This is a genomic window from Acidovorax sp. 22279 (genome assembly GCF_052045435.1).
GTDB classification, from domain to species: domain Bacteria; phylum Pseudomonadota; class Gammaproteobacteria; order Burkholderiales; family Burkholderiaceae_C; genus Acidovorax; species Acidovorax delafieldii.
Genome location: NZ_JBQEOV010000003.1, coordinates 207,319 through 226,972, shown reverse-complemented (window position 1 = coordinate 226,972; position 19,654 = coordinate 207,319). Strand labels below are relative to the sequence as shown.

Below are 19,654 nucleotides of genomic sequence, written 5' to 3'. Positions count from 1 at the left end.
ATTAATGATTGATTTCGTCGACCTCAAGGCCCAGCAGGCGCGCATCAAAAGCGAGATCGACGCCGCCATGGCCCGCGTGCTTGCGCACGGCCAGTACATATTAGGGCCCGAAGTGGCCGAGCTGGAAGAAAAGCTGACCGCCTACACCGGCGCCAAACACTGCATCACCGTCGCCAATGGCACCGACGCGCTGCAAATCGCTCAGATGGCACTAGGCATTGGCCCTGGCGACGAAGTCATCACCCCCGGATTCACGTACATTGCCACTGCTGAGACCGCAGCGCTTCTGCGCGCAAAGCCCGTGTACGTGGACATCGACCCGCGCACCTACAACCTGAATCCTGCCCTGCTAGAAGCAGCTATCACTCCGCGTACCAAAGCGATCATCCCCGTCAGCCTGTACGGTCAATGTGCTGACTACGACGCCATCAACGCGATCGCCCAAAAACATGGCGTTACCGTCGTTGAAGACGCGGCTCAAAGCTTTGGTGCTACCTACAAAGGTCGCAAAAGCTGCAACCTCACCCCCATTTCCTGCACCAGCTTCTTCCCTAGCAAGCCCTTAGGCTGCTATGGCGACGGTGGTGCCATCTTCACCAACGACGACGAGTTGGCAAAGATCATCCGCCAGATCGCCCGCCACGGCCAAGACCGTCGCTATCACCATGTCCGAGTAGGCGTTAATAGTCGGCTGGACACACTGCAAGCCGCTGTCTTGCTATCCAAGCTAGCCATCCTAGATGAAGAAGTTGCTGCACGCCAACAAGCAGCCAAGCGTTACACACAGCTGTTGAACCACGCCGGCATCACCAGCACTCCACACGTCGAGGAGGAGAACCAAAGCGCCTGGGCTCAATACACCGTGCAAGTGCACCAACGCGAACAAGCACAAGAACGAATGCGGCAAGCAGGCATACCCACTGTGGTGCATTACCCCATACCGCTGAACCAGCAACCAGCGGTAGCAGATACCAATGCCTCTCTACCCGTTGGGGACAACGTAGCGAAAAAAGTGATCAGCCTCCCCATACACCCATATCTGGATAATGCCAGCATAGACCTGATTGCTCAAGCATTGGTGCGTGCAATGTAAGCGCTAAATATATACGAACAAAATGCGCGGCAAAATCTCCCTGGAAGGATCGTTACTAATGCAAGATATCTGATCGCAACATTTAAGTGCACTGAACATATTCAGCGGTAGTTCAGCTGCATCGAATTTGAAATGCTGCAACCTACCGTGAATAAGCGTCATCGTCTGCACGCCCCAACTTCCGACGCAAAGTAATTTTGACTAGCTAACCGGACGAAGCGTTTTGACCACGCAATTTATCACTCCACAAGTGCAAGAACACCAAGCCACTGATGTGCCCCCACTATGAAAAAAGGCTTGCTGCGCGCTACGCTCATGCTGCTGACAGGCAGCGTGCTTGCTCACGCACTACCCATCTTGCTCGGGCCATTCCTCACACGGCTTTACACGCCTGAAGACTTCGGTCAGTACGCACTGCTCTGGGCAGTGGTCACCAACTTGGCCGTGATGGCCTGTGTGCGTTACGAGTTCGCGTTACCACTCGAAAAAACTCCACGCGGCGCCGCCCTACTGATGGCACTGTGTGCGCGCTTGTTGTTCGCCGCCACAGTGGTATCAGCGCCCGTGGCAGTTCTGCTGGTTTTCTGGCGGGACATGCCCTTGGCCTGGCTAGTGCCCGCAGGCGTGCTGAGCATTGGAGCAACCCAGTGGCTTACGCTCTGGAGCACGCGGACGCAGCGCTTCAGTCTACTTACGTGGGCACGCCTGTTGCAACAAGGAGGGGGGACCTTGCTACAGATGCTGCTGGGCCTACTCAAGGTAGGGCCTGTGGGACTGATGCTGGGCCCCATCGTTGCAGGCTTGTGCTCCGCCTGGCTGCTAGCAAGGCCAGCTCCGCAGGGTGGCTGGCGGCGGCTGAGGAGTCAACCGCTGACCCGTCTTAAGGCCATGGCAACACGTCACCGAAACTTTCCGCTTTACAACACACCGCACGCTTTCATTGGTGCGCTCCAAGACACGCTAACCCTTCTGCTCATCGCTGCCTGGGCCGGAGATGCGGCTGCCGGCTTCTGGGCTCTGGCGCTGCGCTACCTGAAGGCCCCCGCCACGTTGCTGGGGAGCGCGTTATCGCAGACGCTCTACCCGCAGCTACTGCAGGCACGCAGCGCGGCCGAAGCGCGGGGTTTGGTGCGCCGCACCATTGCGGTGCTGACCCTCTTGGCAGCGCCGCTGACAGCCGTCCTGCTTTTCTGGGGGCCCGGTTTGTTCACCTGGGTTTTCGGTACGCAATGGAGTGATGCTGGCACGCTGGCCAGAGGCTTGGGCATTTACATAGGCCTGCACTTCATTGCTTCTCCGCTCTCAGTAGTAACACTGGCTTGGCACGCCCAGCCCTGGGCGTTACGGATCTCCCTCGTAGGACAGATCCTGTTCTTCGTCGGGCTGACCACAGGCCTCCACTGGGGAGGACTTGCTGGTGCGGCCTGGGGTGTCTCTGCCGCTATGGCTACGTACTTCCTTTATTATTTCCAGGCCCTTGCTACCTGGAGCGACATTCCCCATGAGAGTCTTTCTTAACCGCTTGCGCCGCTGGCTCTGGCGGCAGCTCTTTTTCCGCATGGTGTTCGGCGAGCAAGGCCGCGCTGGCCCTTACCTACCCCAAACCCGCATAGCCCCCAGCACCTGCATCGAGGGAGAAGCTGGACTGGAACTGGCCGACCATGTGTTCATAGGTCAGTTCAACTTCCTAGACGCTACTGCCGGGCTGCGCATTGGGGAAGGCGTACAGATCACCAACTTTGTCAGCATTGTCACGCACAGCTCGCACCGTAGCATTCGGCTGCTCGGCAGGGCCTATGCAAGCTACGAGGGCACGGCACCCGGTTATGTGCGCTCGCCCATCGTCATCGGCGCCTACAGCTTCATTGGCCCGCACAGCGTGGTCGAGGCAGGCAGCCACATCGGCAAGGGCGTGGTAGTTTGCGCCCATTCCCGCATTCGCGGTCATGTGCCGGATTTCGCCATATTGGCCGGCTCGCCTGCCCGCGTCATCGGTGACGTCCGACTAGGTGACGCCCAGCTGCTTGAGCGGCACCCCGAACTGGCATCGCACTACGCAGCCTGGGCTGGTGAGTTACCTCTGGCGGAGCCGGTGCATGGCTGACCGCCGCCACCTATGCCTGCTGGGCGACGCCAGCAGCCCGCACACCCGACGCTGGGCGCTGGAAATGCGCGCGCGCGGCTGGCATGTCTCTCTCATCACGGCACGCCCCGAGCCGCTTGATGGCGTGGAGCAATACATCCTACCGCCGGTTCAGCGTCCAACCGACTGGCTGCTACGCGCATCCGCAGCGCGCCGCTATGTGAATGAACTGTCACCCAACATTGTGCACGCCCACTATGTCACATCCTACGGTTACTTGGCTGCGCGCTGCGCCCACCATCCGTTGGTGATGACAGCATGGGGTAGCGACCTGCTCGTCACGCCACATACCCGCCCGTGGATGCGTTGGCTCACCAGCTGGACCCTGCGCCGCGCCGACCTCATCACAGGCGACTCGGTCGACCTTGTAGAAGCCGCACTGCAGTACCACCCGCGGGCCCCAGTGCACGAAGTCCACTGGGGCGTGGATCGCACACGCTTTTCCCCAGCGCCCTGGGAAAGCAAGGATTGCCTGCATATCGTAAGTCTGAGGGCCTGGGAACCAAATTATCAGATAAGCACGCTAATCGATGCCTTCGCAATTCTGTGCGTTCAGTTACTTGACGTACCCATGCGCCTCCACCTGCTCGGCGGAGGCTCACTCGAACCAGCACTGCGCTCAAAGGTGCAAGCACATGGACTAGCGCAGAACGTAATTTTCCATGGCCGCCTAGACGATGCGGGCATGGCTGCCGTACTGGCGCGCTGCAAGATTTCCATATCCGTGCCCATAAGCGATGCGACCTCTGTGGCCATGCTCGAGAGCATGGCCTGTGGACTAGCCGTGGTGGCCAGCGATTTACCTGCCAATCGGCAGTGGATAGACCCCGAGCTGCTGGTGCCCGCCGGCGATGTATCAGCTCTAGCCCGAGTTTTGCTTCGGCTTGCCAGCGATGATGCGCAGGCTCGCAAGACCGGCGAGCGCAACGTCGAGCGCATAGCTCGGGACGGCGACCGCAAGACGCAAATGGACAGTATCGACCAGCTCTACCGAAAGCTCATGGTTTAAGCGTCCAAGCAACTGCTGGCCTTGCATTAGGCATGAAAATCCTCTACCTCAACCACTACGCGGGCTCGCCCTCATTGGGCATGGAATATCGGCCGTATTACCTCGCACGCGAATGGGTGCGAGCTGGGAATGAGGTCGCTATCGTCGCGGCCACGTTCTCTCACGTACGCACGAAACAACCGCAAAAGGCACGCGAAGAAGTGGACGGAATTGCATACCTCTGGCTGCCCACCCCTACATACCGAGGCAATGGGCTGGGCCGGGTAAAGAATATTTGGAGTTTTTTGCACCAAGTGTGGCAACTGGCGCCTACGCTAGCGACGAAATACAAGCCCGACGTGGTAATTGCGTCCAGCACATATCCCATGGATATTTGGGTTGCAAGGCACATTGCCAAGATGGCAAAAGCCAAATTGATTTATGAGGTGCACGACCTCTGGCCAGCCTCGCCAATGGAGCTGTCTGGCATGCCGTGGTGGCACCCTTTCATTCTCTTGTGCCAAAAGGCAGAAAACGACGCCTACCGTGATTCGAACTATGTGGTATCCATGCTGCCAAATGTGGCAGAACACATGGCCCAACATGGGCTGGATCTTCGCAAGCTGCGCATCGTGCCCAATGGCATATCACCAGAGGAATGGGCCGATGCGCCGGCACCGCTGGCAGGCCCACTGACACATCACCTGAATTTACTGAAAGCAGCCGGCAAAACCATCGTCGGCTATGCCGGCTCACATGGTTTACCTAATGCACTGGACGTACTTTTAGACGCTGCTGCAATGCTACGCAATTCGTCGCTGTCATTCATCTTGGTGGGGGATGGTCACGAAAAAGCGCGGTTAGCGCAACGAATACGCAATGAAGGTCTAAGCAATGTTTCACTGTTTGACCCGGTTCCCAAGTCACAGATACCTGCGTTGTTGGCGCACTTCGATATTGCCTACATTGGCTGGCAACGGACGCCACTCTATCGGTTCGGCATAGCGCCCAACAAACTCATGGACTACATGATGGCGGGGTGCGCCATTCTCCATTCGGTAGAGGCAGGAAATGACCCCGTAACAGAGGCTGACTGCGGATTGACCGTGGCGCCAGAATCACCCCAAGCCGTTGCCCAAGGCTTGCTTCAACTTGCAGCGGCCACACCTCAGCAGCGCCAGGACATGGGCCAACGGGGGCAGGCTTTTGTATTGGCGCGTCACACCTACCCTGTACTTGCGCAGCAGTTTCTGGAAGTTATGGCATGACCACTTCAGATGAGCTCAACGCAGTCACCAGCAGATATTCCCGTCGCTCACACAGTAATAAACGGTACAGCTTTCTGCGCCCGGAGGTTTATTTGGGTGTGCAGGAGCGTCAACGTGCCATGTTGAAAATGTTCAGTCAGCACGGCACAACTGACCTAGCCACGCTCCGTCTGCTGGAGGTAGGCTGCGGCACAGGTGGTAACTTGCTGGAACTCCTGCGAATCGGTTTCGAGCCACAACACCTCAGAGGTATTGAGTTGCTGCCCGACCGTTTCCGACAAGCGCGCAACACGCTGCCGTTACAGCTGGAACTCTTGGAGGGTGATGCATCCCAAGCAGCCATTGCGCCTGAATCCCAGGACATTGTTCTGGTTTCCACAGTTTTTTCTTCGCTACTAGATGATCACTTTCAGCAACATCTGGCCGCTACTTTGTGGCAGTGGATCAAGCCAGGCGGTGCTGTCCTCTGGTACGACTTCACATTTAACAACCCACGAAATGCTGACGTTCGTGGTGTGCCTCTTAGCCGTGTGAAAGCACTCTTCCCCCAAGCCAAGATGAGCGCTCGGCGCATCACACTGGCTCCGCCGATAGCTCGCCGTGTGGCGCCCGTTCATCCCATGCTCTACACCTTGTTCAACAGCCTCCCATGGCTGCGTACACACATCCTCTGCTGGATAGCCAAGTCATGAGCCAGCCTTTCCTCCCTTTCGCCCGCCCTGACATTGGCGACGTCGAAATCGCCGCTGTCACCGAGGCCATGCGCTCCGGCTGGGTCACCACCGGCCCCGTCACGCGCCAGTTTGAACAGAACTTTGTGGACTACCTGGGCGGCGGGCTGCACGGCGTGGCCGTGAATTCGGCCACGGCAGGTTTGCACCTGGCGCTGGAGGCTCTGGGCCTTGGCCCAGGGGATGAGGTGATTGCCCCCACGCTCACCTTCACCGCCACCGTCGAAGTGGTGCGCTACCTGGGGGCCGACGCGGTGCTGGTGGATGTGGACCCGGTCACGCTGAACACCGACCCAGAAAAGATCCGTGCCGCCATCACGCCCCGCACCAAAGCCATCGTGCCCGTGCACTACGGTGGCCTGGCGTGCGACATGGATGCGATCCTCACCATCGCCAAAGAACACGGCTTGAAGGTGGTGGAAGACGCGGCCCATGCATTGCCCACCACCTGGCGCGGCGCGCTGGTGGGGCAGTTGCAGTCAGACGTGACGGTGTTCAGCTTCTACGCCAACAAAACCATCACCACCGGCGAAGGCGGCATGGTAGTGACGCGCGACGCAGCCCTGGCCCAGCGCATGCGCGTGATGCGCCTGCACGGCATGAACCGCGATGCGTTTGACCGCTTTACTTCGAAAACCCCGGCGTGGTACTACGAGGTCGTAGCGCCGGGCTTCAAATACAACATGACGGACGTAGCCGCCGCCATGGGCGTAAAGCAGCTGGAGAGGTTGCCGCAATTCTTGCAACGGCGTCAGACCCTCGCCCACCGGTATCACGAACAGCTCGCACAACTGCCGCTGACCTTGCCCGCCAGCGCGCCACATGGCGACACCCATGCCTGGCACTTGTATGTCATCCGGATAAGAGCCGATGCACCGCTGGGGCGTGACGAGGTCATCCAGGCACTGTCGGATCGGGGTATCGGTACAAGTGTGCACTATGTCCCCCTGCACCGACACCCATACTGGCGCGACCGGTATCAGCTGACCCCCGCGATGTTTCCTGTGGCCGATGCGGCCTACCAGTCGATGATCAGCATTCCCCTGTTTACCGCCATGAGCGACAACGACCAGGAGCGTGTGATTGCAGCTTTGCAAGAGGTGCTGGGCTGACCATGCCCAAGCGGTTGTTCGACCTAGTATTTGCTGCGTTTGGGCTGTTGGCGCTCACGCCCTTGCTGCTGGCGGTGGCGCTGTGGGTGGTGTGCGACTCACCTGGCCCAGCATTGTTCCGCCAGCAGCGCGTGGGACGCGCAGGCAAGCTGTTCCACATTTACAAGTTCCGCACCATGCACCAGCGTGCAGAAGCACATGGCCCCGCCATTACGATCGGTGCCGACGCCCGCATTACGCGCGCTGGTTACTGGCTGCGGCGTACCAAAGCAGATGAACTGCCGCAGCTGGTGAATGTGCTGCTGGGCCAGATGAGCCTCGTTGGACCACGGCCTGAGGTGCCTCACTATGTCGCGCTTTACCCCAATGACCTGCGGGAGCTAATACTCAGTGTGCGTCCGGGCATCACAGACCACGCATCCATCGAATTCCGCGACGAAAGCACCTTGCTGGGCCAAAGCAGCGACCCCGAGCGCACGTATGTCGAGGAGATTCTCCCCGTCAAGTTGCGCTACGCGGCGCAGTACGCCCGCTCGCACACGCTGTGGGCGGATCTGAAAATCATCGCCAGAACCATATCCGCGCTTTGGTGCTACCACTCGTCCAGGGGCCGAGGACCTTCAGGCAGTGCGTAGCCGATAAAATCAACGGTTCGGCTGAACGCAGCCCTCCACTCCACGCTCCGCACCGACGGCACCTATGTCAGACCAAATCCACGCCCCCGCACCTCAGGACGACAACCAGCTCATCGCCGAGCGCCGCGAAAAGCTCCGCGCTCTGCGCGAAGCCCAGGCCAACGGCGGTAGCGTTGCTTTTCCCAACAACTTCAAGCCCGGCCACAAGGCTGCCCAGTTGCACCTGGAACACAGCGCTGCCACGAACGAGTCTCTGGAAGCCACGCCGGTGAATGTGTCTGTGGCCGGCCGCATGATGCTCAAGCGGGTGATGGGCAAGGCCAGCTTCGCCACGATCCAGGATGGCTCGCTGGGCGAAGTGGGTGGGCGTATACAGCTCTATGTGACCCGTGACGCTGTGGGCGAAGAGCTATATGCGGCCTTCAAGCACTGGGATCTGGGCGACATCGTTGGTGCCGAAGGCTTGCTGATGAAGACCAAGACCGGCGAGCTGTCGGTCAAGGTGACCAGCCTGCGCCTGCTCACCAAGAGCCTGCGCCCGCTGCCCGACAAGTTCCACGGCATGGCCGACCAGGAGCAGAAGTACCGCCAGCGCTATGTGGACCTGATCACCGATGAGCAGGCCCGCAAGCGCTTCGTGGCCCGCAGCAAGGCCGTGAGCGGCCTGCGCGAGTTCATGGTGAGCCACGGCTTCCTCGAAGTCGAAACGCCCATGCTGCACCCCATCCCGGGCGGTGCCAATGCCAAGCCGTTCGTGACGCACCACAACGCGCTGGAGCAGGAGATGTACCTGCGCATCGCGCCCGAGCTGTACCTGAAGCGCCTGATCGTGGGCGGCTTCGAGCGCGTGTTCGAGATCAACCGCAGCTACCGCAACGAAGGTATCTCGGTGCGCCACAACCCCGAGTTCACCATGATGGAGTTCTACGCGGCGTACTGGAACTACCTGGACCTGATGGACTTCACCGAGACGCTGATCCGCGAGGTGGCCCTGAAGGCCACGGGCTCGCTGCAGCTGAGCTACGGTGGGCGCGCCGTGGACCTGAGCCAGCCGTTTGCGCGCCTGACCATCCGCGAAGCGATCTTCCAGTACACCGAAGCTGGCGCCCATGTGGACGATGCGGCCTGGCTCATCAGCGCCCTCAAGAAGCTGGGCATGACGGAAGAGAAGGACAAGCTCTCCACACGCTCTCTGGCCAGCCTGCAGGTGTTCTACTTTGAAGAGACTGTGGAAGACAAGCTGTGGCAGCCCACCTTCATCATGGAGCACCCCACCGAAATCAGCCCGCTGGCCCGCGCCAACGATACGCGCCCCGAGGTGACCGAACGCTTTGAGCTGTACATCACGGGCCGCGAGTTCGGCAACGGCTTCAGCGAGCTGAACGATGCCGAAGACCAGGCCGCCCGCTTCCACGCCCAGGTAGCTGCCAAGGACAGCGGCGACGACGAAGCCATGTTCTACGACCACGACTTCGTGCGCGCACTGGAATACGGCATGCCACCCACGGGGGGTTGCGGCATTGGTATTGACCGCCTCATGATGCTGCTGACTGACAGCCCCAGCATCCGCGACGTGATTCTGTTCCCTGCGCTGCGCCGCGAGTCCTGAGGCCTGATTTGCGTCGGAGGGCAGTCTGCGACTGCCCCCTCTACCGGTCACCAGGCACCAAGGAGACATACCGTGCCCTTCAGCTCCAGCAACGCGCCCTACCCTTCCAACGAGCCCCTGCCTTCGGGCAATGCTTTTTCGGTACTGGTGGTCGAAGACCAGGGGTCCGTGCGCGCGGCGCTGGTGGCCGAACTGCGGCGGGCGGGTGTGTCCGACATCTTCGAGGCACCCGAGGGCCCGGCTGCGCTGCATCTGTTCAAGACCCACCGGCCCGATCTGGTGCTGCTGGACATCAAGCTGCCAGGCCAGGATGGCTACTGGGTGGCGCAGCAGATGCGTGAGAGCGAGGCGGGGGACTGGACGCCCATCATCTTCCTGTCGGGCCTGGACAACGAACTGGATGTGTGGCGCGGCATTGAGGTGGGGGGCGACGACTACCTGGTCAAACCCGTCAAGCCCATCGTGCTGATGGCCAAGCTGCGCGCCATGCGGCGGTTGCTGGACATGCGCCGACGGCTGGTGTCAATGTCGGCCGAGTTGCATGTCGCCAATCAGCGGCTTAACGAGATGGTGGAAATCGATGCGCTCACGGGCCTCGTCAACCGCCGCGGGTTTGACCGCATCCTGCACAACGAGATCCTGGCCGCGCGACGCGACGGCACGCCGCTCACGCTGATGCTGTGCGATCTGGACCACTTCAAGCTTTTCAACGACGCCAGCGGCCATGTGCAAGGAGACGCCTGCCTGAAAGAGGTGGGCCGCCTGTTGCGCGAGGTCTGTGTGCGCCCCCGGGACGTGGCCTCGCGCTACGGGGGGGAAGAGTTCGCACTCATCCTGCCCAACACGCCCCGCTCCGGCGCCATGACCTTTGCACGCGCCCTGGGGCAGCTGCTCAAGGTGCGCGCCATTGCACACGCAGACTCCCCACTGGGCGACACACTGACCCTGTCGGGTGGCATCACGACCTGCGTGCCCGACGACAGCACCAACGCCGAGAGCATGATCATGCGGGCCGACCAGGCGCTCTATGCCGCCAAGGCCCAGGGCCGCAACCGCTTCTTCAGTTTTGAAATGCAAATGGACACCGTGGAGCAATTGCGCAATTGAGTTTCTTCCACTTCTTCTCTTTCGACGCGACCGAACGCAACGCCCGTACCGCCGTCTCCCGCATGCAAGTTCTGAAAACCCGACTGCCCGAGTGGATGCAGGACTGGCTTGAGGTCATCATTCCTGGCTCGCAGATCCTGCTGATTCTGTTTGTCGCCTGGCTGTTGCAGCGCACACTGAGGCGCCTGGTGCGCCGTGCCAGCGCCCACTACCAGTTGCCCAATGAACTGCTGGTGCCCATCAACGGCCTGATCCGCTGGCTCATCATTGCCAGCGCCGTGCTGCTGGTGCTGGAGCGCATGGGGGTGTCGGCCACGGTGCTCTGGACCGCCTTCACCGGTTTTGCCACCGTGGGTGCCGTCGCGTTCTTCGCGGCCTGGAGCGTGCTGTCCAACCTGTTTTGTGCGCTGCTGATCTTCACCGTGCGGCCCTTCAAGATCGGCGACTACATCGAGGTGCTGGACACCGCAGAGAAGCCTGGCGCCAAGGGGCGCGTGGTGGACATCAACCTGCTTTACACCACGCTGGAAGACCACGGCGCAGCCACCGGTCACACGGCTTGGCTGCAGATTCCGAATGCGCTGGTGTTCCAGCGCGTTGTGCGCAGGTTTCAAGGAGTGCCGCCGCCCCCTGCCCCGCCTGCGGCCACTGCGGATGCGGCAGCCAATGCCTCACCGGCCGCACCGACGCCTGTGACGCCAGGGCCCTTCAACACGCCCTAGTGGGTAACCGCGCTGCACCGCAAGGGGTGGCGCCGTACCGGACACACCACCACACGCAGGTCAGGGCAACAGGTCCAGCGCCTGCAGGTAGGCAGGCTGGTACATCAGTTCATCCCAGGCCTGCGGCAGGGTTTCGGGCAGCAACGCCAGGCGGCGGGATTCGCTGTCCACACTGGGTTGCCAGCGCCCCAGGTTGCGGGCGTTGTCGAGGCCCGTGATGAGTTCGTCCACCGCCTTGCCCTCACCCACGCTCTGGTTGCACAGCAGCACCAGGTCGCAACCCGCTTCCAACGCCGCCACGGCGGCATCGGTGTAGCTGACCACCTGGCCGTCCAGGCGGCGGGCCCCTTCCATGCTGAGGTCGTCGCTGAAGATCGCGCCGTCAAAACGCATCTGACGGCGCAGGATGTCTTGCAGCCAGCGCTGCGAGAAACCCGCGGGGCGGCTGTCCACCTTGGGGTAGATCACATGGGCCGGCATCACACTGGTGAGCGTGCTGCTGAGCCAGGGGTAAGGCGCCGCATCGTCGGCCAGGATGGCCTTGAGGCTGCGCTTGTCTACGGGTACCTCGGTGTGCGAGTCGGCCTTGACAAAGCCGTGGCCAGGGAAGTGCTTGCCGCAGTTGGCCATGCCCGCCTGCAGCAGGCCGTGCATGAGGCTCTTGGCCAGCAGCGCCACCACACGGGGGTCGCGGTGGAAGGACCGGTCTCCGATCACTCCGCTTTCGCCCCAATCCAGATCGAGCACGGGCGTGAAGCTGAAGTCCACACCGCAGGCGCGCAATTCGGTACCCAGCACATAACCCGCCGCCGTGGCCGCATTGGTGGCGCGCAGGGCGCCGCTGCCGGGCACAGCCTTGGCGCCCTTGCCGTCATCCATCCACATCTCTCCCAGCGCACGCATGGGCGGCAGGTGGGTGAAACCATCGGTGCGAAAGCGCTGCACGCGGCCGCCTTCGTGGTCCACACAGATCAGCAGGTCGTCGCGCACGGCCTTGATGCTGCTGGTGAGCTGCAGCAGCTGTGCGCGGTTTTCCCAGTTGCGGGCAAACAGGATGACACCCCCCGTGAGTGGGTGCGCCAGGCGGCGGCGGTCATCGGCATTAAGGGTGGTGCCAGCGACGTCGAGGATCAGGGGTGCGTGTTCAGTCATGGGACGTTTCAAGGGTCAATTGCTACTCAATTGATAGCTATCAGCACATATGAATCATGCGCTTCAAGGCAATTTGGTTTGGATTTTTTCTACCACACAGAAGCTGGCGGCGTAGTCGGTTTCGTCGGTCACGCTCAGGTGCGCCTGCAAGCCTTGGGCCTCAAACCATTCCTTGAGCGCGCCGTGCAGCACGATGACAGGCTGGCCGCTGCGTAGCTTGGCGACCTCGCAATGGCGCCAGGTCATGGGCATGCGCATGCCCAGGCCGATCGCCTTGCTGAAAGCCTCCTTGGCCGAGAACCGGGTGGCCAGGTAGCGCAAACCCCGGTCGGGCCAGCGCGCGCTGCGTTCACGCCAGGTGGCTAGTTCGCCCTCGGCCAGCACCTTTTCAGCAAAGCGATCGCCGTGGCGCGCCAGACTGGCCGCGATGCGGCGCACGTCGCAGATGTCGGTGCCGATGCCGTAGATCATGAAATTTCAATCAAAATGGCTAGAAGCGCTAGTGAAACATGCCTCTGCAGCTATCAAATCAGGAGTTTCCTGCGCCCACAAAGCCCTGGGCAATGCAGTCCAGGTACGCCTGCACGGTTGCGGCGTAGCCCAGCTCCAGCGCATCAGCAATCAGCGCATGGCCAATCGAGACCTCCAGAACGCCCGGCACTTCGCGCACAAAAGCCGCAAGGTTGTCCCGGTTGAGGTCATGGCCAGCGTTGACGCCCAATCCGACATCCAGCGCGGCCTGGGCGGCTGCGGCATAGCGTTTGAGCTCGGCCGCCTGCTGTGCCGAGCCCCAGGCGGCGGCATAGGGCTCGGTGTACAGCTCCACCCGGTCGGCTCCCACGGCCTTGGCCGCTGCCATTTGCTCAGGGACCGGGTCCATGAAGAGGCTCACGCGCACACCCAGTGCCTTGCATTCGACCACCAGGGGCGCCAGGCGCTCGGCATCTTGCGGAAAGCTCCAGCCGTGGTCGCTGGTGAACTGGTCCTCGCTGTCGGGCACAAAAGTCGCCTGCTGGGGGCGCACCTGGCGAATGAAATCCATCAGGTTCTGCGACGGGTTGCCCTCGATGTTGTATTCGCGGTCGGGCCAAGCCTTCATCAGGGTTGCCAGCTCATGCACGTCCTGGCTGCGGATGTGGCGTTCGTCGGGCCGGGGGTGCACCGTGATGCCCTGCGCACCCGCTTGCAGGCACAACTCGGCCGCGCGGGTGACGCTGGGAATGCCCAGGTGTCGCGTGTTGCGCACCAAGGCCACCTTGTTGACATTGACGGACAAGGCGGTGCGCTGGGGAGAGTGAGAGGATGGATTCATAGGGCCTGCAAATCAATCATGAGCTGGCGGGTGCGCAGCGTCGGGCTGCCGCAATGGTATTGCAGCAGGGCACGCAGCTGCGGCTTGAGTTCGGTCGCCACGGGGGCACATGCGCGCAAGGTGGCGGTGTAGCTGGCCACGTCATCCAGGCCATGCTGCAGGGCCCGCCACTGGCTGCCCAGCAGGCCTGCGCGGTCCGCTGCCGACGCGGCGCGCAAGCCGCCTTCGGGTACCAGGGTGTAGCGGGTGCCCGGCTCCAGGGGGGCTAAGGTCATGGTCTGCACGTCCAGTCCCGGCAAGAGACCGATCTCGCGCAGGAGCAGCAGCTCAAAACTGCGCAGCACCGCCTCGAGCGCATCGCCATGCTCACTGGCCAGCACGCGCACCACTCCTGCATAGGCATCAAACAACGCCGGGTGCGGGTCTGCCCTCGCCAGCAGGCGCAGCAGCAGTTCATTGAGGTACATGCCCGACAGCAAGGCATCGCCTGTGGGCATCACATGCCCCCCCACCCATTCAGCGCCCTTGAGCGTGTGGATGTCCGCATGGCCATCGCCCGTGAGCGTGTAGGTCACCAGCAAGGGCTGCAGCGGCAGCAGCACCGGGCGGAAGTTGGAGCTGGGCTTCTTGGCCCCTTTGGCCACCAGTGCGGTCCGCCCTTGCTGGCGGCAGAAGACCTCCAGGATCAGGCTGGATTCGCTCCAGTCGTAGCTGTGCAGCACGAACGCAGGTTCATCAGAAATGCGCTTGGCTACGGCCACGGTGCTGCGGGGATGAATGGTACGGAGGGATCGCCCGTGACGCCTGCTGCGGGGTGTGTGCGCAGGAAGACGGGGAAGTCAGCTTTCGGGGCTTACTCGTAGCCGAAGGAGCGGACCCGGGCTTCGTCATCGGCCCAGCCGGAGCGGACCTTGACCCACAGCTCCAGGAACACCTTGGCGTCCATGAGCTTTTCCAGCTCCTGGCGTGCCTCGGTGCCAATGCGCTTCAGGCGCTCGCCCTTGTCGCCAATGACCATCATCTTGTGGTTGTCACGCTCCACCACGATGGTGGCGGCAATCTTGACCAGGCGTTTGTGCTGCTTGCTCTTTTCCTCATCGAACTTGTCGATGACCACGGTCGAGGTGTAGGGCAGTTCGTCGCCCGTGAAACGAAACAGCTTCTCGCGCACGGTTTCAGAGGCCAGGAACTTCTCGCTGCGGTCGGTCAGTTCATCCTCGCCATACCACCAGGCCTGCTCGGGCAGGTATTTGGCGCAGATGCCAAACAAACGCTCGATGTCGCCCTTGTTCTTGGCTGACATGGGCACGAACTCGGCAAACGGATGGCGCTCCTGCATGCTCTTGAGCCAGGGGGCCAGCTCGGCACGGCGGTGCACCATGTCCAGCTTGTTGGCCACCAGCAGCGTGGGAATGCCCGGCTTGAACAGCGAAAGCACCTTGGCATCCGCCAGCGTGAAGTTGCCAGCTTCCACCACAAAAAGGATCAGGTCCACGTCGCCAATCGCGCCCATCACCGTCTTGTTCAGCGACTTGTTGAGTGCGGTGGCGTGCCGGGTCTGGAAGCCAGGGGTGTCCACAAAAATGAACTGCGTCTGGTCCAGGGTGCGAATGCCTGTGATGCGGTGGCGCGTGGTCTGCGCCTTGCGCGAGGTGATGCTGATCTTTTGCCCCACCAGGGCATTGAGCAAGGTGGACTTGCCCACGTTGGGCTTGCCAACAATGGCGATCACACCACAGCGTTGGCCGGGCACAGCCGCCGGAGCCCCCGCAGCAGCCAGCATGGCTTCCAGATCGTTTTGCACCGGGGCGCTTTCAACACCCTGGTCAGCAGCTACATCTTTGGTAGCGTCATTCATAAATTCTTTGCTTTCAAAGTGGCCAGCATGGCCGCGGCGGCGGCTTGCTCGCCTGCCCTGCGGGAACCGCCGATGCCACGCTCGGTCAGGCCCAGTTCGGGAATATCGCACTCGACGTCAAAGGTCTGGCGGTGGGCCGCACCCACCGTCGCGACCACCTTGTACTGCGGCAGCCTCATTTTGCGGCCCTGGAGCCACTCCTGCAACGCGGTTTTGGCGTCCTTGGATGCTGCCTGCATCTGCGGGTTGATCTCCACGCCCTGGAAAAGACGGTGCACCAGCGCTTCTGCGCTGGTGTAGCCGGCATCCAGATACACCGCCCCAATCAGGGCCTCCAACGCGTCCGCTAGGATGGAGGGGCGCTGCTGCCCCCCTGATTTCGCCTCACCCTCTCCGAGGCGCAGTACCTCTGAGACTTTGAGTCGCACCGCCAACTGGTGCAACGTGTCCTGCTTGACCAGATTGGCCCGCACCCGCGACAAGTCCCCCTCGGGCAACGCAGACAAACGCTGGTACAGCAGGCTGGCCACCGCCAGGTTCAAAACGGAGTCGCCCAGAAATTCAAGCCGCTCGTTATGGTCCGCAGAGAAACTGCGGTGTGTAGTGGCACGCTGGAGCAGCGAAGGATCGGCAAACACATGCTGCAGGCGATCCTGCAGCGCTAAAAGACCGGGCTGCACCTAGTTGGTCTGCGCATCAAAGCGGTAGACCAGATAGGCTGGACCCGCCAGGGGAATCTCGCGCGAGTATTTGAACGACACCACCACCTTCTCGCCACGCTTGGTTACCTCAAGGTCGGCGCCCTTGATTGACCGAATGTCATCAATAGATGCCGCACGATCAAAAGCCGCCCGCACCCCGGGTACGGTGCTTTCCAACTTGGCTTTTTCAATTGCCTTTTTCGCCGAAGCGTACTCAAGGAAGATCGGAATTGATTGACCTCCGATAGCAAAAGCCGCCACGGCAATCAGCCCCACAAAAATCAGCCCAAAAAACGACAACCCGCGTTGGCTTGAGCGGCTTGCAGTGCGATATGTTTTCATCAATGACCCCCTCAATGTTATTTGCAATCGCCCGCACTCAATGGAACGAGCCGATGCGCTTGAGATTACCGAAATTCATCCAGACAAAAAAGGCCTTGCCCACGATGTTGCCCTCGGGCACAAACCCCCAGTAACGGGAATCGAGCGAGTTGTCGCGGTTGTCGCCCATCATGAAATAGTGCCCCTCCGGCACCTTGCAAGTGACACCTTCTACACTGTAGCGGCAGTTTTCGCGATAAGCAAAATTGCTGGCGCCTTGTACAAAAGCGGGCACATCGGGATTGTTCAGCAACCGGTGCGGCTGATCACCCAGTTGCTCTTCAAACTGCTTGAAGTAACGCATGGAGTCTTCTTCAAAGAAGTCGGGCAACGCCTTGGTGTCAACAGCTTTACCGTTGATGGTGAGGCGCTTGTTGATGTAGGCCACCTCATCGCCCGGCACCCCTACCACACGCTTGATGTAGTCCATGCTGGGCTGTGGTGGATAGCGGAACACCAGAACATCGCCGCGAACGGGCCTGGATCCCTCGGTCAACCGTGTGTTGATGACAGGCAGTCGAATGCCATAGGTGAATTTATTCACCAAAATCAGGTCGCCAACGAGCAGCGTTGGGATCATGGAGCCCGATGGAATCTTGAAAGGCTCGAAAAGGAACGAGCGCAAGAAAAACACCGCAGCGATGACTGGGAACAACCCCGCAGTCCAGTCCAGCCACCAGGGTTGCATGAGGATGCGGCCCTTGGCTTCCTGCACATCCACATCCACCTTCTGGATGCCCATGCGATCCAGCTCTGCACGCCGCTCAGTTGCTGCGTCCTCGATGGCCTGCGCCGCGCGGCGCCGCCGGGGCAGAAAATAAATGCGCTCTGCTAGCCAGTAAATGCCGGTGACGACCGTCGCCAGAAACAAAAGCAGTGCAAAGTTGCCCTCGATAGCTCCGGTATACCAGGCACCGATATAGCCCACGAAGGCCGCCAGCACCAGTGACGTCAAAATTTGCATGAATTGCATCAATCTTCCACCTGCAAAATGGCCAGGAATGCCTCTTGAGGCACCTCGACCGATCCGATCTGTTTCATGCGCTTTTTGCCTGCTTTCTGCTTCTCAAGAAGCTTGCGTTTGCGGGTGATATCGCCGCCATAACATTTGGCCAACACGTTTTTGCGCAGTGCCTTGATGGTTTCGCGCGCAATGATGTTGGCGCCAATGGCCGCCTGGATGGCCACGTCATACATCTGGCGGCTGATGATCTCGCGCATCTTGGCAACCACTGCTCGGCCACGGTACTGCGACTGCGAGCGGTGCACGATGATGGACAAGGCATCCACCTTTTCTCCGTTGAGCAGGATATCAACCTTCACCACATCGGAGGCACGGTACTCCTTGAACTCGTAGTCCATGGAGGCGTAGCCGCGCGAGACCGATTTGAGCTTGTCAAAGAAGTCGAGCACGATTTCACCGAGCGGCATTTCGTAAGTGAGCATTACCTGGCGACCGTGGTACGCCATGTTCATCTGCACGCCACGCTTCTGATTGGCCAGCGTCATCACCGGGCCGACATAATCCTGCGGCATGTACAGATGGACCGTCACGATAGGCTCGCGGATTTCCTCCAGACGACCCTGGTCAGGCATCTTGGAAGGGTTCTCGACCATGATCACTTCGCCGTCGGCCTTGACCACCTCATAGACCACACTGGGGGCCGTCGTGATGAGGTCCTGGTCGAATTCGCGCTCCAGCCGCTCTTGCACGATCTCCATGTGCAACAGTCCGAGAAAGCCGCAGCGGAAGCCAAAGCCCAGCGCCTGACTCACCTCGGGCTCATAGTGAAGCGAAGCATCGTTGAGCTTGAGCTTTTCCAGGGCGTCACGCAGCGAGTCGTACTCACTGGCTTCGGTGGGGTAAAGACCTGCGAACACCTGGGGCTGGATCTCCTTGAAACCAGGCAGCGCGTCCGTAGCAGGCCCTGCATTGTTGGGGAGCTTCTTCTCGAGCGTGATGGTGTCACCCACCTTGGCGGCCTGCAGCTCCTTGATGCCGGCAATGATGTAGCCCACCTGCCCCGCATCGAGGGAATTGCGCGGCTCGTTGGCGGGCGTGAACACCCCCAGGTTGTCGGCGTTGTACACCGCGCCCGTGGCCATCATCTTGATGCGCTCGCCCTTGAGCAAGCGGCCATCGACCACACGCACCAGCATGACCACCCCCACGTAGCTGTCAAACCAGCTGTCGATGATCATCGCGCGCAGCGGGCCATCGGCATTGCCACGTGGTGCGGGCACCTTGGCAACAATCGCCTCCAGAATCTCATCGATTCCCATACCGGTTTTGGCAGAACAAGGAATCGCGTCGGTGGCATCAATGCCGATCACATCTTCGATCTCGGCCTTGGCGTTGTCTGGATCAGCGTTGGGCAGATCCATCTTGTTGAGCACCGGCACCACTTCCACACCCAGATCCAGAGCGGTGTAGCAGTTGGCCACAGTCTGCGCTTCGACCCCCTGCGATGCATCCACCACCAACAGCGCACCCTCGCATGCAGACAGCGAACGACTCACCTCATACGAGAAGTCCACATGCCCTGGCGTGTCGATCAGATTGAGGTTGTAGACCTGCCCATCCTGGGCCTTGTACTGCAGCGCAGCGGTCTGCGCCTTGATGGTTATCCCACGCTCTTTTTCGATATCCATCGAGTCCAGAACCTGGGCCTCCATCTCACGATCTGCAAGACCCCCGCACCGCTGAATCAAGCGGTCGGCAAGCGTCGACTTGCCATGGTCGATGTGCGCAATGATGGAAAAATTTCTGATGTGATTCATCAACGGAAAGCGTCAAGTGATTGAATTAAAACAGTGCGCACAAGAAAAAAGGGCGCGTCGA

20 protein-coding genes are annotated in these 19,654 nt (G+C 60.8%); 11 read left to right on the top strand and 9 right to left on the bottom strand.

Annotated features, from left to right (window positions below):
- Window positions 1-4: 4 nt before the first annotated feature.
- The 11 genes from ACTJKQ_RS05525 (at window position 5) to ACTJKQ_RS05475 (ending at window position 11,408) form a co-directional block, all read left to right on the top strand.
- On the top strand, window positions 5-1,093 hold the full coding sequence (locus ACTJKQ_RS05525) for a DegT/DnrJ/EryC1/StrS family aminotransferase (RefSeq protein ID WP_440596266.1): 1,089 nt from the start codon (window positions 5-7) through the stop codon (window positions 1,091-1,093).
- 285 nt (window positions 1,094-1,378) lie between these two features.
- A complete protein-coding gene (locus ACTJKQ_RS05520) occupies window positions 1,379-2,611 on the top strand; it encodes a lipopolysaccharide biosynthesis protein (protein ID WP_440596265.1) in 1,233 nt (410 codons plus the stop codon).
- Complete coding sequence (locus tag ACTJKQ_RS05515) at window positions 2,595-3,197, top strand: acyltransferase (protein ID WP_440596264.1); 603 nt, start codon at window positions 2,595-2,597, stop codon at window positions 3,195-3,197. Before ACTJKQ_RS05520 ends, ACTJKQ_RS05515 begins: the two co-directional genes overlap by 17 nt.
- Window positions 3,190-4,245 carry a glycosyltransferase gene (locus ACTJKQ_RS05510; protein WP_440596263.1) on the top strand — a complete coding sequence of 352 codons (1,056 nt, stop codon included), beginning with the start codon at window positions 3,190-3,192 and terminating at the stop codon, window positions 4,243-4,245. The genes ACTJKQ_RS05515 and ACTJKQ_RS05510 overlap by 8 nt, the downstream gene beginning before the upstream one ends.
- 32 nt (window positions 4,246-4,277) lie before the next feature.
- Entirely contained in the window at window positions 4,278-5,492 is a 1,215-nt protein-coding gene (locus ACTJKQ_RS05505) for a glycosyltransferase family 4 protein (protein ID WP_056061412.1), read from the top strand.
- Window positions 5,489-6,184 carry a class I SAM-dependent methyltransferase gene (locus ACTJKQ_RS05500; RefSeq protein ID WP_056061410.1) on the top strand — a complete coding sequence of 232 codons (696 nt, stop codon included), beginning with the start codon at window positions 5,489-5,491 and terminating at the stop codon, window positions 6,182-6,184. The genes ACTJKQ_RS05505 and ACTJKQ_RS05500 overlap by 4 nt, the downstream gene beginning before the upstream one ends.
- On the top strand, window positions 6,181-7,335 hold the full coding sequence (locus tag ACTJKQ_RS05495) for a DegT/DnrJ/EryC1/StrS family aminotransferase (RefSeq protein ID WP_056061407.1): 1,155 nt from the start codon (window positions 6,181-6,183) through the stop codon (window positions 7,333-7,335). Before ACTJKQ_RS05500 ends, ACTJKQ_RS05495 begins: the two co-directional genes overlap by 4 nt.
- 2 nt (window positions 7,336-7,337) lie before the next feature.
- Window positions 7,338-7,970 (top strand): sugar transferase, encoded by a 633-nt coding sequence (locus ACTJKQ_RS05490; RefSeq protein ID WP_440596262.1) that lies wholly within the window; start codon window positions 7,338-7,340, stop codon window positions 7,968-7,970.
- A 64-nt stretch (window positions 7,971-8,034) separates the two neighbouring features.
- Window positions 8,035-9,579 (top strand): lysine--tRNA ligase, encoded by a 1,545-nt coding sequence (gene lysS, locus ACTJKQ_RS05485; protein ID WP_440596261.1) that lies wholly within the window; start codon window positions 8,035-8,037, stop codon window positions 9,577-9,579.
- A gap of 72 nt (window positions 9,580-9,651) precedes the next feature.
- Window positions 9,652-10,686, top strand: coding sequence for a GGDEF domain-containing response regulator (locus ACTJKQ_RS05480; RefSeq protein ID WP_440596260.1), 1,035 nt, complete (start codon window positions 9,652-9,654; stop codon window positions 10,684-10,686).
- 62 nt (window positions 10,687-10,748) lie between these two features.
- Complete coding sequence (locus ACTJKQ_RS05475; RefSeq protein ID WP_108499018.1) at window positions 10,749-11,408, top strand: mechanosensitive ion channel family protein; 660 nt, start codon at window positions 10,749-10,751, stop codon at window positions 11,406-11,408.
- 60 nt (window positions 11,409-11,468) lie between these two features.
- Here the strand turns inward: ACTJKQ_RS05475 and nagZ are convergent, their stop codons facing one another.
- From nagZ to lepA, 9 genes are all read right to left on the bottom strand, one after another.
- On the bottom strand, window positions 11,469-12,560 hold the full coding sequence (gene nagZ, locus ACTJKQ_RS05470) for a beta-N-acetylhexosaminidase (protein ID WP_440596259.1): 1,092 nt from the start codon (window positions 12,558-12,560) through the stop codon (window positions 11,469-11,471).
- A 63-nt stretch (window positions 12,561-12,623) separates the two neighbouring features.
- Window positions 12,624-13,031, bottom strand: a complete 408-nt coding sequence (gene acpS / locus ACTJKQ_RS05465) for a holo-ACP synthase (RefSeq protein ID WP_056747600.1) — start codon at window positions 13,029-13,031, stop codon at window positions 12,624-12,626.
- Window positions 13,032-13,089: 58 nt separating this feature from the next.
- Window positions 13,090-13,872 (bottom strand): pyridoxine 5'-phosphate synthase, encoded by a 783-nt coding sequence (locus ACTJKQ_RS05460; RefSeq protein ID WP_440596258.1) that lies wholly within the window; start codon window positions 13,870-13,872, stop codon window positions 13,090-13,092.
- Complete coding sequence (recO, locus tag ACTJKQ_RS05455) at window positions 13,869-14,633, bottom strand: DNA repair protein RecO (protein ID WP_440596257.1); 765 nt, start codon at window positions 14,631-14,633, stop codon at window positions 13,869-13,871. Before recO ends, ACTJKQ_RS05460 begins: the two co-directional genes overlap by 4 nt.
- Window positions 14,634-14,725: 92 nt before the next feature.
- Complete coding sequence (gene era / locus ACTJKQ_RS05450; protein WP_440596256.1) at window positions 14,726-15,730, bottom strand: GTPase Era; 1,005 nt, start codon at window positions 15,728-15,730, stop codon at window positions 14,726-14,728.
- The gene (gene rnc, locus ACTJKQ_RS05445) at window positions 15,727-16,410 is read right to left on the bottom strand and encodes a ribonuclease III (protein WP_108497139.1); all 684 of its coding nucleotides are present in this window, start codon (window positions 16,408-16,410) and stop codon (window positions 15,727-15,729) included. The genes era and rnc overlap by 4 nt, the downstream gene beginning before the upstream one ends.
- Window positions 16,411-16,773, bottom strand: a complete 363-nt coding sequence (locus ACTJKQ_RS05440; protein ID WP_056061375.1) for a DUF4845 domain-containing protein — start codon at window positions 16,771-16,773, stop codon at window positions 16,411-16,413.
- A gap of 37 nt (window positions 16,774-16,810) precedes the next feature.
- On the bottom strand, window positions 16,811-17,785 hold the full coding sequence (gene lepB / locus ACTJKQ_RS05435; RefSeq protein WP_436078017.1) for a signal peptidase I: 975 nt from the start codon (window positions 17,783-17,785) through the stop codon (window positions 16,811-16,813).
- Window positions 17,785-19,593 (bottom strand): translation elongation factor 4, encoded by a 1,809-nt coding sequence (lepA, locus tag ACTJKQ_RS05430; protein WP_056061364.1) that lies wholly within the window; start codon window positions 19,591-19,593, stop codon window positions 17,785-17,787. Before lepA ends, lepB begins: the two co-directional genes overlap by 1 nt.
- Window positions 19,594-19,654: the final 61 nt, after the last annotated feature.